16 protein-coding genes are annotated in these 15339 nt (G+C 66.6%); all 16 read left to right on the plus strand.

Annotated features, from left to right (window positions below):
- A partial coding sequence (locus tag AC5P78_RS20105; RefSeq protein WP_495217344.1) for a flagellin occupies positions 1–871 on the plus strand: 871 nt, incomplete at its 5' end.
- A 440-nt stretch (positions 872–1311) separates the two neighbouring features.
- Entirely contained in the window at positions 1312–2730 is a 1419-nt protein-coding gene (gene fliD, locus AC5P78_RS20110; RefSeq protein ID WP_043033573.1) for a flagellar filament capping protein FliD, read from the plus strand.
- A gap of 128 nt (positions 2731–2858) precedes the next feature.
- Positions 2859–3275, plus strand: coding sequence for a flagellar export chaperone FliS (fliS, locus tag AC5P78_RS20115; RefSeq protein WP_049448908.1), 417 nt, complete (start codon positions 2859–2861; stop codon positions 3273–3275).
- Complete coding sequence (locus AC5P78_RS20120) at positions 3272–3565, plus strand: hypothetical protein (protein WP_005413263.1); 294 nt, start codon at positions 3272–3274, stop codon at positions 3563–3565. Before fliS ends, AC5P78_RS20120 begins: the two co-directional genes overlap by 4 nt.
- Entirely contained in the window at positions 3562–4140 is a 579-nt protein-coding gene (locus tag AC5P78_RS20125) for a PilZ domain-containing protein (protein ID WP_495217345.1), read from the plus strand. The genes AC5P78_RS20120 and AC5P78_RS20125 overlap by 4 nt, the downstream gene beginning before the upstream one ends.
- A gap of 92 nt (positions 4141–4232) precedes the next feature.
- Positions 4233–4865, plus strand: coding sequence for a response regulator (locus AC5P78_RS20130; RefSeq protein ID WP_005413261.1), 633 nt, complete (start codon positions 4233–4235; stop codon positions 4863–4865).
- A 438-nt stretch (positions 4866–5303) separates the two neighbouring features.
- The gene (gene rpoN / locus AC5P78_RS20135; protein ID WP_065184137.1) at positions 5304–6713 is read left to right on the plus strand and encodes an RNA polymerase factor sigma-54; all 1410 of its coding nucleotides are present in this window, start codon (positions 5304–5306) and stop codon (positions 6711–6713) included.
- Positions 6714–6727: 14 nt separating this feature from the next.
- Positions 6728–7105: a response regulator gene (locus tag AC5P78_RS20140; RefSeq protein WP_005409556.1), complete on the plus strand. Its 378-nt coding sequence runs from the start codon at positions 6728–6730 to the stop codon at positions 7103–7105.
- Positions 7102–8607: a sigma-54 dependent transcriptional regulator gene (locus AC5P78_RS20145; RefSeq protein WP_012480113.1), complete on the plus strand. Its 1506-nt coding sequence runs from the start codon at positions 7102–7104 to the stop codon at positions 8605–8607. The genes AC5P78_RS20140 and AC5P78_RS20145 overlap by 4 nt, the downstream gene beginning before the upstream one ends.
- 140 nt (positions 8608–8747) lie before the next feature.
- A complete protein-coding gene (locus AC5P78_RS20150; RefSeq protein WP_012480112.1) occupies positions 8748–9227 on the plus strand; it encodes a hypothetical protein in 480 nt (159 codons plus the stop codon).
- 177 nt (positions 9228–9404) lie between these two features.
- Positions 9405–9821: a hypothetical protein gene (locus AC5P78_RS20155; protein WP_044570072.1), complete on the plus strand. Its 417-nt coding sequence runs from the start codon at positions 9405–9407 to the stop codon at positions 9819–9821.
- 476 nt (positions 9822–10297) lie between these two features.
- Complete coding sequence (fliE, locus tag AC5P78_RS20160; protein ID WP_005409552.1) at positions 10298–10663, plus strand: flagellar hook-basal body complex protein FliE; 366 nt, start codon at positions 10298–10300, stop codon at positions 10661–10663.
- Between the two features lie 13 nt (positions 10664–10676).
- The gene (gene fliF, locus AC5P78_RS20165) at positions 10677–12323 is read left to right on the plus strand and encodes a flagellar basal-body MS-ring/collar protein FliF (RefSeq protein WP_012480110.1); all 1647 of its coding nucleotides are present in this window, start codon (positions 10677–10679) and stop codon (positions 12321–12323) included.
- 7 nt (positions 12324–12330) lie between these two features.
- Positions 12331–13317 (plus strand): flagellar motor switch protein FliG, encoded by a 987-nt coding sequence (gene fliG, locus AC5P78_RS20170; RefSeq protein WP_024958226.1) that lies wholly within the window; start codon positions 12331–12333, stop codon positions 13315–13317.
- Positions 13314–13955: a FliH/SctL family protein gene (locus AC5P78_RS20175; protein ID WP_012480109.1), complete on the plus strand. Its 642-nt coding sequence runs from the start codon at positions 13314–13316 to the stop codon at positions 13953–13955. The genes fliG and AC5P78_RS20175 overlap by 4 nt, the downstream gene beginning before the upstream one ends.
- A complete protein-coding gene (locus AC5P78_RS20180) occupies positions 13952–15337 on the plus strand; it encodes a FliI/YscN family ATPase (RefSeq protein ID WP_138970236.1) in 1386 nt (461 codons plus the stop codon). Before AC5P78_RS20175 ends, AC5P78_RS20180 begins: the two co-directional genes overlap by 4 nt.
- Positions 15338–15339 lie beyond the last annotated feature (2 nt).

Here is a 15339-nt window from a genome sequence, read left to right on the forward strand (position 1 = left end):
CCAGCTGGTCAGCGAAATCGACCGCGTCGCCAAGCAGTCGGACTTCAACGGCACCAAGCTGCTGGACGGCTCGTTCTCCAGCCAGCTGTTCCAGGTCGGCGCCAATGCCGGCCAGGCCATTGCCATCGACAAGACCATCGATGCCAAGGCCAATGCCCTGGGTGGTGCGATGTTCGATTCGGTCAGCTTCACCATCGCCGCTCCGGCAGACGGCGCAACCGGCGTGAAGGTCAGCGGCATGACCATCACCAACGGTGCAGGTTCGGCAATCAGCATCGCCGACATCGACGTGGCCGCCCAGGGCGGTGCCGATGGCACCAAGACCCAGGACGCCGCCACCAAGGCCATGGTCGCTGCGATCAATGCCAAGATCGGTGAGACCGGCGTCCTGGCCGAGGTCGACGCTGCCGGTGGTGGCAAGATCAACCTGAGCTCGGTCAAGGACAGCGTCGACAAGAATGGCGCCTTCCTCGGTATCGCCGTGGAAACCGGCACCTGGACCGGCATCGCCACCGGCCCGGGCGACATCACCGCCAGCACCACCGCAGTGGCCAAGAGCTTCGCCGACAAGATCGACGTGTCCACCGTGAAGGGCGCGCAGCAGGCGATGGAAGTGGTCGACAAGGCCCTGGGCGCGATCAACAGCACCCGCGCTGACCTCGGCGCCGTGCAGAACCGCTTCACCTCGGTGGTGGCCAACCTGCAGACCTCGTCGGAAAACCTGTCGGCTTCGCGCAGCCGCATCAAGGACACCGACTTCGCCAAGGAAACCGCAGAGCTGACCCGCACCCAGATCCTGCAGCAGGCCGGTACGGCCATGCTGGCCCAGGCCAACCAGGTGCCGCAGGGCGTGCTCAGCCTGCTGCGCTGATCCACGGCAAGAAGGCGCCGCTACCGTCGGGTCGAACCGACGGTAGCGGCAACCGGGAAGCCACGATGCACGAAGGCGCGGGCCATGCCCGGCCCGGGATCACTCCCGAACCGGCTTGGCATCGCCCGCTCCTGCGGACCTCTCTTTCAGCGCTGTACCTTTGACTGTACGTACCGGGCGGCTTCGTCTCCCCCCGATTGTCAGTAGCCTGATCCCTCCCCTGCATTGGGGGAGGGCTTTTTGCAGACTCCCGGCAGCCCGCGGTGAACCTACCCGCACCCTGCCCCAGCCTTCCTGCAACCCGCGTGCCAGAACCTGCGCCAGACCATTGGCACGGCACGTGCATCAACGAAGTCCTCAAGACCCAGCGGCGCAGGCCGCTATTTTCGTTGACGACGGGCCACCGCACGACGGCCAGGCCCGGATACCAGGAGAATCACATGGCAAGCTTTGGATACGGTGGCATTGGCTCGGGGCTCAACATCTCGGACATCGTCAACCAGCTGGTCGCAGCCGACCGCAAGCCCGCCGACAACGCGCTGAACCTGCAGCAGTCCAAGGCCAAGATGCAGCTGTCGTCGATCGGCACTGTCACTTCGGCCTTCGACAAGCTGAAGACCGCACTGACCGCACTGAAGGCCACCACGGCCTTCGATACCCGCACGGTGACCGCCACCGGCAAGGCACAGCCCGCCAACACCGACGACGTGCTGACGGCCTCGGTGGCACTGTACGACCTGGGCACGACCAAGGCAGCGGCCTCCAATGGCACGCATCAGGTGGAGGTGAAATCCCTTGCCACCGCGCACAAGCTGATTGCCAATACCTCGGTGGGGAAGACCGACACCTTCGGCGCCGGAACCTTGACGCTGACCGTTGGCGTTGGCGACAAGGCAAAGACGATGAAGGTCGAGGTGGAAGCCGGCGATACGCTGACCACCGTGCGCAACAAGATCGACGCCGCAGGCCGGAAGGAAGGCGTGCAGGCGACCCTGATCGCCTCGGGCGACAACCAGTACCTGTCGATCGCCCAGGAAAAGACCGGCGCCGCCAATGCCATCAAGCTCGAATACGGCGGCAGCGACCCGAAACTGACCGCACTGGTGGGCAGCCTCCAGGAAAACACCGCGGCAGCCGATGCCGAGCTGACCATCGATGGCGTCACGGTGGTCAGCGCCAGCAACACCGTGGCCGACGCCGTGCCGGGGTTGACCCTGAACCTCAAGGTCAAAGGCAAGAGCACCGTCGTGATCAGCACCGATACCACTGCAGCCACCAAGGTGATGCAGGAGTTCGTGACCGCCTACAACGCAGCCATCGCGGCGATCAACACCGAGACCAAGTACGACGCCAAGACCAAGGAAGCCGCCACGCTGACCGGCGACGCGCAGATGCGTGGTGCCTCCAGCCAGTTGCGCTCGGTGATGTCGGGCGTGCTGAAGGAGCTGTCCGCCGATGGCCTGGACCCGAAGACGCTGGGACTGCAGACGCGCGGCTATCCCAACGCCGACGGCAGCCTGGTGCTGGACGCCACCAAGTTTGCCGCCGCGCTGGCCAGCCAGCCCGAGAAGATCCGCTCGGCGATCACCGGCGACACCGGTGGTGCCGGCACGCTGTACACCATGGTCGACGGCTACGTCAGCACCACGGTCGGCAAGGAAGGCGCCTTCGTCGCCCGCACCAAGGGCCTCAACACCACGCTGGACAACATCGACAAGCGCCGCAAGGACCTCGACACGCGCATGAAGAACGTGGAAGAGCGCTACAAGAAGCAGTTCATCGCGCTGGACAGCCTGATGGGCAAGTTGCAGCAGAGCAATACGTCGCTGCAGCAGCAGCTGGCACAGCTGAACCGCTAAAGGACTGCGTGCAACGCTCAAGTTTGGCGTGTAACGCACCGATAACGGACGCAACAGCAATCAACGCCGCACCGCCGGCAACGGTCCCCACGACCCGCCGGCGGCACCCCGCGCAAGGAGAATCACGAATGTACGGTTCCAGCCGTCAATATGCCGAGCAGTACCGCCAGGTGGGAGTGACCAGTGCGGTCGCCGATGCCGATCCGCACAAGCTGGTGGCGATGCTGCTGGCCGGCGCGCTGGAGCGCGTGCGGCGCGCCCTGGCCAGCCTCGAGCGTGGCGACCAGGCCGGCAAGGGCAAGGCGATCGGCGAGGTCTGCGCGATCGTCGGCCACCTCAATGGCTCGCTGGATCATGAGGCTGGCGGTGAAATCGCCGGGAACCTGTCGGCACTCTACGACTACGTGCTGCAGCGCCTGACCGAGGCCAACCTGCACAACGACCGTGCCGCCCTCGATGAGTCCCTGCAGTTGCTGGGCGAGATCGACAGCGCCTGGAATGCGATCCCGATGGAACAGCGCCGCCCGGCTGCGGTGGCCCCATGAGCCTGCACGAACTGCACGCCCAGCTGGACGCCTTCGAAAAGGCCCTGGGCGAAGACGCCCTCGACCAGGCCGACAGCCTGCTCGACGGTCACGACAGCACGCTGCATGCCCTGCTCAGCCAGCCGCTGACCTCGGACGACCACGCACCGCTCAGTGCGCTGTTCGAGCGCCAGCAGAACCTGCTGGGCCTGCTGCGCCAGCGTCGCGATGCGGTGGCAGCACTGATGAATGACGGCCAGCGCTCTCTTCGCGCGGCCCATGCCTACCTGCAGGCAGAATCGCTGGCATGACCCAACTGCCGACAACGTCACTGCACCATCCCGCCGAAAGCGAGCTGTTCGACGAAACGCTCAGCTGCGAGCTGGCACTGCCCGCCGAATTCCAGGCAGGCAGTGGCACCGGCCGTACCGGCAGTGCCGAGGGCCTGCTGCGCAGCCTGGCGCTGGTTGAAGACAGCCGCGTTGACGAGCATGACGACCGCAATGAAGCCAGCCTGCAATTGCAGCGGCTGGAGGCGAAGCTGGATCTGGCGATGGTGTTGCTTGGCCGCCTGGTCCACCAGCAGGGCCAGGAACTGACCCTGCGCCCGGTGCGCTGGTCGCGCCGTGGCATCCGCCTGCAACTGGGCCCGCGCAGTGGCGCCAGCCCCGGCCAGGCGGGCCTGGTCCGTCTGCAGCCCAGTGATTGGCTGCCCGACCATATCGACCTGCCGGTGGAAGTGATTGCCGAAGCGGCCGATGGCGGCGGCGGCCACTATCTGTGGCTGCGCTTCCAGCGCCTTGGCGATGGCCTGGAAATGGCCATGGAGCGCCACCTGTTCCGCCTGCACCGGCGCCAGGTGGCCGAGGCACGCCGGGCGCGCTGAAACCTGCCACCATCACGCTTGGCGGGCAAGCCTTGGCGCGCCCGTTCAGCTAAGTTAAGGTGGACTCCCCTACACGGACCTGCTGCGTGCCTGTGCGAGTTCTCATCGTCGACGATCACACCCTGGTCCGCGCCGGCCTGGCGCGGCTGCTGCAGGGGTTTGCCGACGTGCAGCTGGTTGCAGAGGCCAGCAACGCCGAACAGGCGCTGCAGCTGGCCCTGCAGCACGCCCCGGACGTGGTCCTGATGGACCTGTCATTGCCTGGCCGTACGGGTCTGGAAGCGCTCAGCGATATCCGGCTGCGCGCGCCCGGTACCCGGGTTGTGATGATGACCATGCACGACGACGCCGCGCACGTGCGCGATGCGCTGGATCGGGGCGCGGTCGGGTTCGTGGTCAAGGATGCGGCGCCGCAGGAACTGGAGCTGGCGCTTCGCGCGGCGCATGCCGGCCAGGTGTTCCTGAGCCCGCAGATCTCCGCCAAGATGCTGGCACCGATGCTCGGCCGCGAGAAACCCACCGGCATCGCCGCGCTGTCGCCGCGCCAGCGCGAGATCCTGCGCCGCATCGGCAAGGGCGAGAGCAACAAGGAAATCGCCGCCGACCTCGGCATCAGCGTCAAGACAGTGGAAACCCACCGCGCACGCATGATGGAGTCACTGGGCTGCCGTCGCGCCAACGATCTGCTGCTGTTGGCCGCGCGCCATCAGCACGAGCTGGAGTAAGCGCCAGCCTCGGCGTGACGAAGCGATGGCTGGGTAGAGTGGGCTGCTGGTAGAGTCGACTGTCAGTCGACTTGCGCGCGGAGCGCGGAACTTTTCCTTGGTCTGATCGGAGAGCAGTCGACTGACAGTCGACTCTACCGGTGATCGTCTCTATCGACAGCCGACGCAGCCAACCCGCACCCGGCGTCGAATTCCCGTCATCCCGACACTCCCCGACAGGAATCCGTACACGGTGCAGCCCGATCAATCCCGGCCTTGCACCGGAAATCAGCAACTTAGCAGCGATCATCGTCAACATTCCGCACCGCTGTAGGGAATATCCCTACACGCCGTCAGGAAATTCACGAAGCTCCTCAGGAACCCCCCGATTCCGCCACCGCCGGATCAAAAGCAAGATGCGTTCCACAAGGCGCCGGGGAGCGGCGCCGGGGAACTACGATGAAGGCTGCACTCTCGACCCAGCTGGGCCAACAACTTCACCTCACCCCGCAGCTGCTGCAGTCGATCCGGCTGCTGCAGCTTGATGGCCTGCACCTGGAACAGGAAATCCAGCGCCTGCTGGACTCCAATCCCCTGCTGGAAATCGAAGAACCCGAAGCACCGGCCGCCGACGCCACCGACGTTGCCACCCCGACGCTGGAAACCGCCGCGTTCGACGAGCTGCCCGAGTCGTCGATGTGGGACGTGGCCGGCGCCAGCTGGCAGGACGGCGACGACGACCGCATGGCGCGCATCGCCGCCGGCGAATCCACCGACCCGCAGCTGCGCGTGCTGCAGCGCCTGTCGCTGGACATGGATGATCGCCAGCTGGCAGTGGCCGCATTCTGGCTGGACCACTGCGACGAGGCTGGCTACCTGCAGGCGCCACTGGGCCAGCTGCAGCTGCTGGCCAGCGCCCAGTTCGACATCGACGCCGACGGCGTCGAAGCCATCCGCCAGCAGCTGCTGCACGGTGAACCGGCCGGCATGGCCGCCCAGGACCTGCGCGAGGGCCTGCAGGCGCAGCTGCGCAGCCTGCACGGCGCGGTGCCCGCCCGCCACCTGGCCACGCGCATCCTGGACGGCGCACTCGATGCGCTGGCCGCACATGATTACCCCGCCCTCGCCCGCCAGCACGACGCCGAGATCGACGACGTGCGCGAAGCGGTACGCCTGATCCTGTCGCTGCAGCCACGCCCAGGCGACAGCCTGCTGCCGGAACGCAATGCCGTCGTGGTTCCGGATGTGGTTGCCTGGCACGCCGATGGCCAGTGGAAAGTGGCATTGAACCCGGCCACCAGTCGCCGCGTCTCCATCAACAGCCAGTACGAACAGGCGCTGGCAGAGACCAGTGAGGCCGCCCCGGCACTGCGCGAGATGCTGCAGGAAGCGCGCTGGTTCAGCCGCGGCCTGTCGATGCGCTACGACACCCTGCTGCGCACCGCGCGGGTAATCGTCGAGCGCCAGGCCGCGTTCCTGGTGCGTGGCGAGGAAGCCATGGCACCGCTGACCCTGAAGGAAGTGGCCGAGGAAATCGGCATGCACGAGTCCACCGTCTCGCGCATCACCACCGGCAAGTTCCTGCAGACCCCGCGCGGCACCTTCGAACTGAAGCATTTCTTCGCCGTCCGACTGGAAGGCGCCAGCGTCTCCGGGCAGGCGGTCAAGGCCATGGTCCGCCGCCTGATCGACGCCGAACCGGCCGGTCGGCCACTGGCCGATGAGGCGATCGCCGGCCTGTTGTCACGCCAGGGGGTGAACATTGCCCGCCGAACCGTCGCAAAATACCGGGAACAACTGGACATCGCCCCGGCCCGTGAACGGCGCCGGCTCGGCGCCAGGCAACCACAGCTGGCCCGGGTGGGCTGAAAAGGATGTTGCACATGAACAAGCTTACCGTCCTGCTGGTCGATGACCACGAGGGCTTCATCAACGCGGCAATGCGCCACTTCCGCAAGATCGACTGGCTGCAGATCGTCGGCAGCGCCGGCAACGGCCTGGAAGCGATCGAGCGTTCGGAAACGTTGCGCCCGCAGGTCGTATTGATGGATCTGGCAATGCCTGAGATGGGCGGCCTGCAGGCCACCCGCCTGATCAAGTCGCAGGACGACGCACCGTACATCGTGATCGCCAGCCACTTCGACGACGCTGAGCACCGCGAGCACGCGCTGCGTGCTGGTGCCGATAATTTCGTCAGCAAGCTGTCCTACATCCAGGAAGTCATGCCGATCCTGGAAGGCCTCAGGGAGGAACAGTCGTGAGCGAATCGCGCATCCTTGTGCTGGACAACGACGCCGTGCGTGCAGAGCGCACCGTTGCCCTGCTGGAGTTCATGGACTTCAACCCGCGCTGGGTCTCCGACGCGGCCGACTTCGATCTGGGCCGGCAGCGCCAGAACGATTGGATGGCAGTGATCGTCGGCAGTCTGGACGACAACGCCGCCAGCGCCGCACTCTACAACTGGCTGGGCGGCAGCAGCCTGCCACCGCCGGTACTGCTGGCCGACGGTGATGCCGCAGCCTTCGCGCAGCAGCACGGCCTGCACGAAGCCAACATCTGGCCGCTGGAGACGCCGCTGCGCCACGCGCAGATGGAAGCCCTGCTGCGCCGCGCCAGCCTCAAGCGCCTGGATGCCGAGCACCAGGCCGGTGCGGCGCAGGAGCAGGGACCGACCGGCAACGGCCCGGCGGTCACCGCGCTGCGCACCATGATCGAGCAGGTCGCCGCGTTCGACACCACCGTGCTGGTGCTGGGCGAATCCGGCACCGGCAAGGAAGTGGTGTCGCGCGCCATCCACCAGCGCTCGCCGCGCCGTGATGGCCCGTTCGTGGCGATCAACTGCGGCGCCATTCCGGCCGACCTGCTGGAAAGCGAACTGTTCGGTCACGAAAAGGGTGCCTTCACCGGCGCATTGACCGCGCGCAAGGGCCGCTTCGAGATGGCCGAAGGCGGCACCCTGCTGCTGGACGAAATTGGCGACATGAGCCTGCCGATGCAGGTGAAGCTGCTGCGCGTGCTGCAGGAACGCAGCTTCGAGCGCGTCGGTGGCAACCAGACCATCCGCTGCAACGTGCGTGTCGTGGCCGCGACCCACCGTGATCTGGAAACCCGCATCGCCGAAGGCAAGTTCCGTGAGGATCTGTTCTACCGCCTCAACGTGTTCCCGATTGAAGTACCCGCGCTGCGCGAGCGTCGCGAGGACCTGCCGGCACTGGTGGAAACCATCGCCGCACAGCTGGCGCGCACCGGCCGTGGCGAAGTGCGCTTCACCCCGGAAGCCCTGCAGGCACTGGCGGGCTACGAATGGCCGGGCAACGTGCGCGAGCTGACCAACCTGGTCGAGCGCCTGGCCGTGCTGCATCCGGGTGGATCGGTGCGCGTACAGGACCTGCCGGCCCGCTACCGTGGCGATGCCGCGCTGGCCGCCGTCGCTACGCCGGCGCCGGCACAGCCCGCCACCAGCGAAGAGCGACTGGACCTGCGCAGCTTCTCGTTCCACACGCCCGGCAGCGGCAACCAGCCGGCGCTGGAGCACGGCATCGCTGTCAATCGCCCGGCGGCACCGGCCGCCCTGCCCGACGAAGGCATGGACCTGCGCAACCACATGGCCAACATCGAACTGGGCCTGATCAACGAAGCACTGGAACGCACCCAGGGCGTGGTCGCCCACGCCGCCCAGCTGCTCGGCCTGCGCCGCACCACCCTGGTGGAAAAGCTGCGCAAGTACGGCATCGAACGCGAGCAGGCCGAACTGGCCGGCTGAAGCGCGCTACCAGCATGAAGGGGGCACGAACGCCTGGGCTTGCCCGGGCGTTCGTGTTTTTGAGATTTACAACTTTTCCCAATGCGTTCTGCTTCGTTACGCAATAGCCTCAAGGGTTGTGATTTCGACCAGGGAATGCCATGAACGGGACCTTCGAAGATTCCATGCAGGAAATACTGGAATCAATGCTGAGCGTTTGCCTGGAGTACGGAGAGCATCGCGTGGATGGGGTCTACCTGTACGGTGCAGCGGAAGATGGGACGTCATCTGCAGACGTCTTCTATGACATTGGCGGTCACCTCTACAGGACCAACCAGTTGAACGACGCTCCCGCGGCCGGAAGTGGTCAGCCGTTTGACCTTTCCGATTCCCGTGGCAGCGCCCTGCTGGATTTTCTCTTGGACGATCTTGATCGCCTACTTGAACTTCATAAGAATCATGATCGAGAACCCCCTACCCAGCTGAAGGCGCACTTCGACGCCGTTACGGAAAAGCTGAGCGTCAAGTTCAGCCACGATCTCCATTTCTCCAATACCGAAGATCTCCTGCCTTCCGATATGTTCGAAGCGTGGCTGCAGGAAGTGAAGGAACGCTCCTCAAATGCCCGAGGCAACGGTTAACCCGAAGCCCATGCGAGGCGTCGAATGCGAGCACGCCGCGCCGACCAGCTGAACGAACTCGCAGGGGTCAAAGTGCCACCTGCGGTAGGGAGCCGAAACTCCCGCGTTTACAAGTCTTCCTAAAGACAGCAGCGCCGAACTGCGGTGCATTGGCAAGGACATCCCAAGGAGGTCCACATGCATCGCTTGATCCTGCTCGCCGTCCTGCTCTGCCCGGCCCTGGCCACCGCGGCCAACTGCATCCTGCCCGCCACGCTCGACCAGCGCCAGTTCACCAACCTCAGCGACCCGCTGTACGCCCCGGACAACCCCAATGCCGGACGCATGGTCCAGGTCAGCTTCGCCGGCAGCCAGTACGTGCTCGACATCCTCGGCACCGACCTGCGCATCGGCGGCAGCTACCGCTACCAGCGCCTGGCCCCGCATATCGCGGAACTCCACATGACCGAGGCCCACCCGGCCGGCCCCGCCCACTACACCCTGCTGCTGACCTGCCAGAGCGACCGCCAGGGTCGCTTCATCTACACCCAGCACGACGGACCCATTGCCCCGCGCCAGCGCCAGAATTCCGGCCGATGGACCCTGCAGCCCTAGGCCAGAAAACCGACGCCGGTTAAATGGCGCCACGACCGGAGTCAGAGCCGGTTGCGTTGCAACGGGATCCGACCCCGTGCCGACCAACGGTCGGCACCCACCATCATCAGAAGCACCATCAGAAGCACCATCAGCAGCAGGTTCCAACAGATCGCGGCCCACTGTCGAAGGCGGGGTGGGTCCGGTTGCGGGGGTGTCCGCGGCATGGATGCCGCGGCCAAGCCCCCAAGGACGGGTTTACGGCGTCCCCCGTAACCGGACCCAGCCCGCCAACCATCAGTAGCCCCGCTTTTGCTGTTGCTTCGGCCGTTGCCGCTGAGGTTGCCGGCCAGCGGCCGGCACTACCGCGGGGAGCGGGGTGCAACCCCGCACGCACATCCAACCTCCTCACTTCACTGAATCGAAAACCGGTTTCGGCACGGCACTTGCACTGGCTACAGCAGACAACCCCATCCCTGTTTCTGGAACCGTTGCAGATGTCCCACTCCGTCACTTCGATCCTTTCGCAGATCCGCTCCTATCAGACCCAGATGGGACAGCCGGCGCTCAACCCGCTGGGCGAAACGCCTCGCAGCAACGCCCTGCCGGGCACGGTGCTGGATGCACCGCAGGCCCAGCCGGCCAGCTTCACCGAAACCCTGCGTGGTGCGATTGCCGGCGTCAACGATGCGCAACAGAAATCCGGCGCCCTCGCCAAGGCCTTCGAAATGGGCGACCCCAGCGCCGACCTCGCCAAGGTGATGGTCGCCTCGCAGCAGTCCCAGATCGCCTTCCGCGCCACCGTGGAAGTCCGCAACCGTCTCGTCCAGGCTTACCAGGACGTGATGAACATGCCGCTGTAAGGAATAGAGACGCATGGCACTGACGCTCTCCAAGGACAGCCTGAACGCCGAAAAGGCCGGGCAATGGTTCGACCGCCTGCAGAGCCTGCAGATCACCCGTCGGCTGGGCCTGATGGCGATGATCGCGGTGGCGGTGGCGGCAGGCCTGTCCGTGTTCTTCTGGTCGCAGAAGCCGGGCATGGTCCCGCTGTACACCGGCCTGGACCAGAAGGCCACCGCTGAAGCGACCGACCTGCTGCGCGCCGCGCAGATTCCGTTCGCGCTCGACCCGGCCACCGGTGGCATCACCGTGCCGGAAAAGAACCTGCACGACGCCCGCCTGAAGCTGGCCGGTTCCGGCCTGACCGACAGTGGCAAGCTCGGCTTCGAGCTGATGGAACGCGACCCGGGCTTCGGCGTCAGCCAGTTCGTCGAAAGCGCGCGCTACCAGCACGCGCTGGAAACCGAACTGTCGCGCACCATCAACACGCTGCGCCCGGTGCGCGATTCGCGCGTGCACCTGGCCATTCCCAAGCCCAGCGCCTTCACCCGCCAGCGCGACGTAGCCAGTGCCTCGGTCACCCTGGAACTGCGTGGTGGCCAGCAGCTGGAACGCAGCCAGGTGGATGCCATCGTGCACATGGTTGCGGCCAGCATCCCGGATCTCGCGCCGGAGCGGGTGACCGTGGTCGACCAGAGTGGGCGCATGCTCAGCATCACCGACCCGAACAGCGAGGCGGCGGTCAACGCTGCCCAGTTCGAGCAGGTGCGCCGCCAGGAAACCTCGTTCAACCAGCGCATCCGCGAGCTGCTGGAACCGATGACCGGCCCTGGCCGCGTCAACCCGGAAGTGAGCGTGGACATGGATTTCTCGGTGACCGAGGAGGCCCGCGAGCTTTACAACGGTGAGCCGCAGAAGCTGCGCAGCGAGCAGATGAGCGAGAACACCACCAGCACCCCTGGCCCGCAGGGTGTGCCGGGTGCGACCAGCAACAGCCCGCCGGGCCAGCAGGCTGCACCGGCCACCGCGCAGACCCCGACCGAAAGCAGCAAGAACGCCACCCGCAACTACGAGCTGGACCGCACCCTGCAGCACACCCGCCAGCCGGCAGGCCGCATCAAGCGCGTCTCGGTGGCGGTGCTGGTGGACAACGTGCCGCGCGCCGGCGCCAACGGCAAGATGAGCCCGCAGCCGCTGTCGGCCGCCGAACTGACCCGCGTCGAAGCGCTGGTCAAGCAGGCCGTCGGCTTCAACGCCGAGCGTGGCGATACCGTGTCGGTGATGAATGCCCCGTTCGTGCGGGATACCACGCCGGTCGAAGGCCCGGCCTGGTGGGAGCTGCCGTGGGTGCACGATGCCGGCCGCATGCTGCTCGGCGCGGTGGTGGTGCTGGCGCTGCTGTTCGGTGTGCTGCGCCCGGCACTGCGTGCGATCACCGGCCAGAACAAGAAGAACGACGAACCGGCACTGGAACCGCACACCGCGGATGTGCAGCTGGTCGATGACGATGGCATGCCGCTGCCGGCGCTGGGCGCCGACCGGGCCAGCCTGGCCGGACCAGACGCACTGGCCCTGCCGGTGGATTCTTATGAGGAACGACTGCGGATGGCGCGTGAAGCCGTGAAGACCGACTCCAAGCGCGTGGCCCAGGTGGTCAAGGGCTGGGTGGCCAATGACTGAGGCACAACTGACCGGCGTACAGCGCGCGGCCGTGCTGCTGCTGTCCCTGGGTGAGCTGGATGCGGCCGAAGTGCTGCGCCACATGGAACCCAAGGAAGTGCAGAAGATCGGCATCGCCATGGCCACCATGACCGACATCACCCGCGAGCAGGTGGAACGGGTGATGGACCAGTTCGGCCAGGAGCTGGGCTCGAAGACCTCGCTGGGCGTGGGCTCGGACGACTACATCCGCAACATGCTGGTGCAGGCGCTGGGCAGCGAGAAGGCCGGCAACCTGATCGACCGCATCCTGCTCGGCCGCAACACCACCGGCCTGGACGCGCTGAAGTGGATGGACCCGCGTGCGGTGGCCGACCTGGTGCGCAACGAGCACCCGCAGATCATCGCCATCGTGATGGCGCACCTGGAAACCGACCAGGCCGCCGACGCGCTGAAACTGCTGCCGGACCGTACCCGCGTGGACGTGCTGCTGCGCATCGCCACCCTCGACGGCATTCCGCCGAACGCACTCAATGAACTCAACGAGATCATGGAGCGCCAGTTCGCCGGCAACCAGAACCTGAAATCGTCCAACATCGGCGGCGTGCAGTGCGCGGCCAACATCCTGAACTTCATGGACAGCGGCCAGGACCAGGCGATCCTGGGAGAAATCGCCCGCATCGATGCGCCGTTGAGCAACCGCATCCAGGACCTGATGTTCGTGTTCGACGATCTGGTCGACCTGGATGACCGCGAAATGCAGCTGGTGCTGCGCGAAGTGAGCGGCGAGCGCCTGGGCCTGGCCCTGCGCGGTGCCGACATCAAGGTGCGCGACAAGATCACCCGCAACATGTCGCAGCGCGCGGCCGAAATCCTGCTGGAAGACATGGAAGCTCGTGGCCCGGTGCGCCTGTCCGACGTGGAAGGCGCACAGCGCGAGATCCTGGCCATCGTCAAGCGCATGGCCGATGAAGGCACCGTCACCATCGGTGGCAGCGCGGAGGCCATGCTGTGAGCAACGTCGTGCGCTGGCTTGCCCCGGACCTGCTGGCCCAGCCCGAACCGGTGCTGGAGCAGGAGGATGGGTTCGAACTCACCGAGCCGGACCCGGAGCACGAGCCGGAGCCGCCGCTGCAGCTGCCGACCCTGGAGGAAATCCAGGCCATCCAGGACAGCGCCGAGAAGGAAGGCTTCCAGCACGGCCATGCCGAAGGTTACGGCCAGGGCCAGGCCGAAGTGCGTCGCCTCGCCGCGCAGATCGAAGGCATCCTCGACAACTTCAGCCGACCGCTGGTGCGGCTGGAGAACGAAGTGGTCGGCGCACTGGGCGAACTGGCGGTACGCATCGCCGGTGCGCTGGTCGGCCGCGCCTATGAAGCTGACCCGGCACTGCTGGCACAGCTGGTCGGTGAGGCCATCGACGCGGTGGGTGGCAGCACCCGCGAGGTCGAAGTGCGACTGCATCCCGATGACATCGCCGCCCTCGCCCCGCTGTTGAGCCTGCCGCCACAACAGCGCCTGGTGCCAGACACCAGCCTCAGCCGCGGCGATCTACGCGTGCACGCCGAAGCCGTGCGCATCGACGGCACCCTGGAAGCCCGCCTGCGCGGCGCGCTGGACGCGGTGATCCGCCAGACCGGAGCCAATGCATGAACCCCGATCCGCAGCCGACGCCGCCACCGGCCGACTGGGCCATGGCCCGCAACCTGCGCCTGGCCCGTCGCCTCGATGGACTGCGCGTGGATACCGCCCATGGCCGTGGCCTGATCCGCGAAGGCGTGCTGCGCCGCGCGGTCGGACTGACCCTGGAAGCCGTCGGCTGCGAGGCGCCGCTGGGTGCCAGCTGCAAGGTGGAAGTGGTCGACGGCGGCTGGGTCGATGCCGAAGTGGTCGGCTTCGCCGGCGAGCGCACTTACCTAATGCCCAGTGCCGAGCTGCATGGCCTGTTGCCCAACGCCCGCGTGGTGCCGTCGGCGCGCCGCGGTGGCGTGGAAGTGGGCGAAGGCCTGCTTGGCCGCGTCATCGACAGCGATGGCGTGCCGCTGGACGGCAAGGGCCCGATCCGCGCCGAAGGCCATGTCGGCATGGCCGGCGTGTCGATCAATCCACTGGCGCGTGAACCGATCACCCAGCCGCTGGACGTGGGCGTGCGCGCGATCAACGCGCTGCTGCCGATCGGCCGCGGCCAGCGTGTCGGCCTGTTCGCCGGCTCCGGCGTCGGCAAGTCGACGCTGCTGGGCATGATGACCCGCTACACCGCCGCCGACGTGATCGTGGTCGGCCTGATCGGTGAACGTGGCCGCGAAGTGCGCGATTTCGTCGAGACCACGCTGGGCGAGGAAGGCCTGCGCCGCGCCGTGGTAGTGGCCAGTCCCGCCGACCGGCCGCCGCTGGCGCGCCTGCACGGTGCCTACCGCGCTACCGCCATCGCCGAATGGTTCCGCGACCAGGGACTGAACGTGCTGCTGCTGATGGACTCGCTGACCCGCTTTGCCCAGGCGCAGCGCGAGATCGGCCTGTCGGTGGGCGAGCCGCCGACCACCCGCGGCTACCCGCCGTCGGTGTTCGCCAAGCTGCCGGCACTGGTCGAACGCGCCGGCAATGGCGCCAAGGGCCGTGGCTCGATCACTGCGTTCTACACGGTGCTGACCGAAGGCGATGATCCGCAGGACCCGATCGCCGATGCGGCGCGCGCGATCCTCGACGGCCACATCCTGCTCTCGCGGCGCGTGGCCGACAGCGGCCTGTACCCGGCCATCGACGTCGAATCGTCGGTCAGCCGCGTGGTCACGGAAATCGCCGACGAGCCGTGGCGCCTGCGCATCCGCAAATTGAAGCGACTGGTCTCGGCCTACTCGGCCAACCGTGACCTGATCGCCATCGGTGCCTACCAGCGCGGCCATGACGCGGCCACCGACGAAGCCCTGGAACGCTGGCCGGAAATCATGGAGTTCCTCGGCCAGGACGTTGCCAAGGCCGCAGATCTCCCGCACAGCCAGGCGGCGCTGCAGCGCCTGGTGGAACAAGAGAGTTAAGC

It is taken from the genome of Stenotrophomonas sp. YJH_SMC_133, assembly GCF_059370655.1.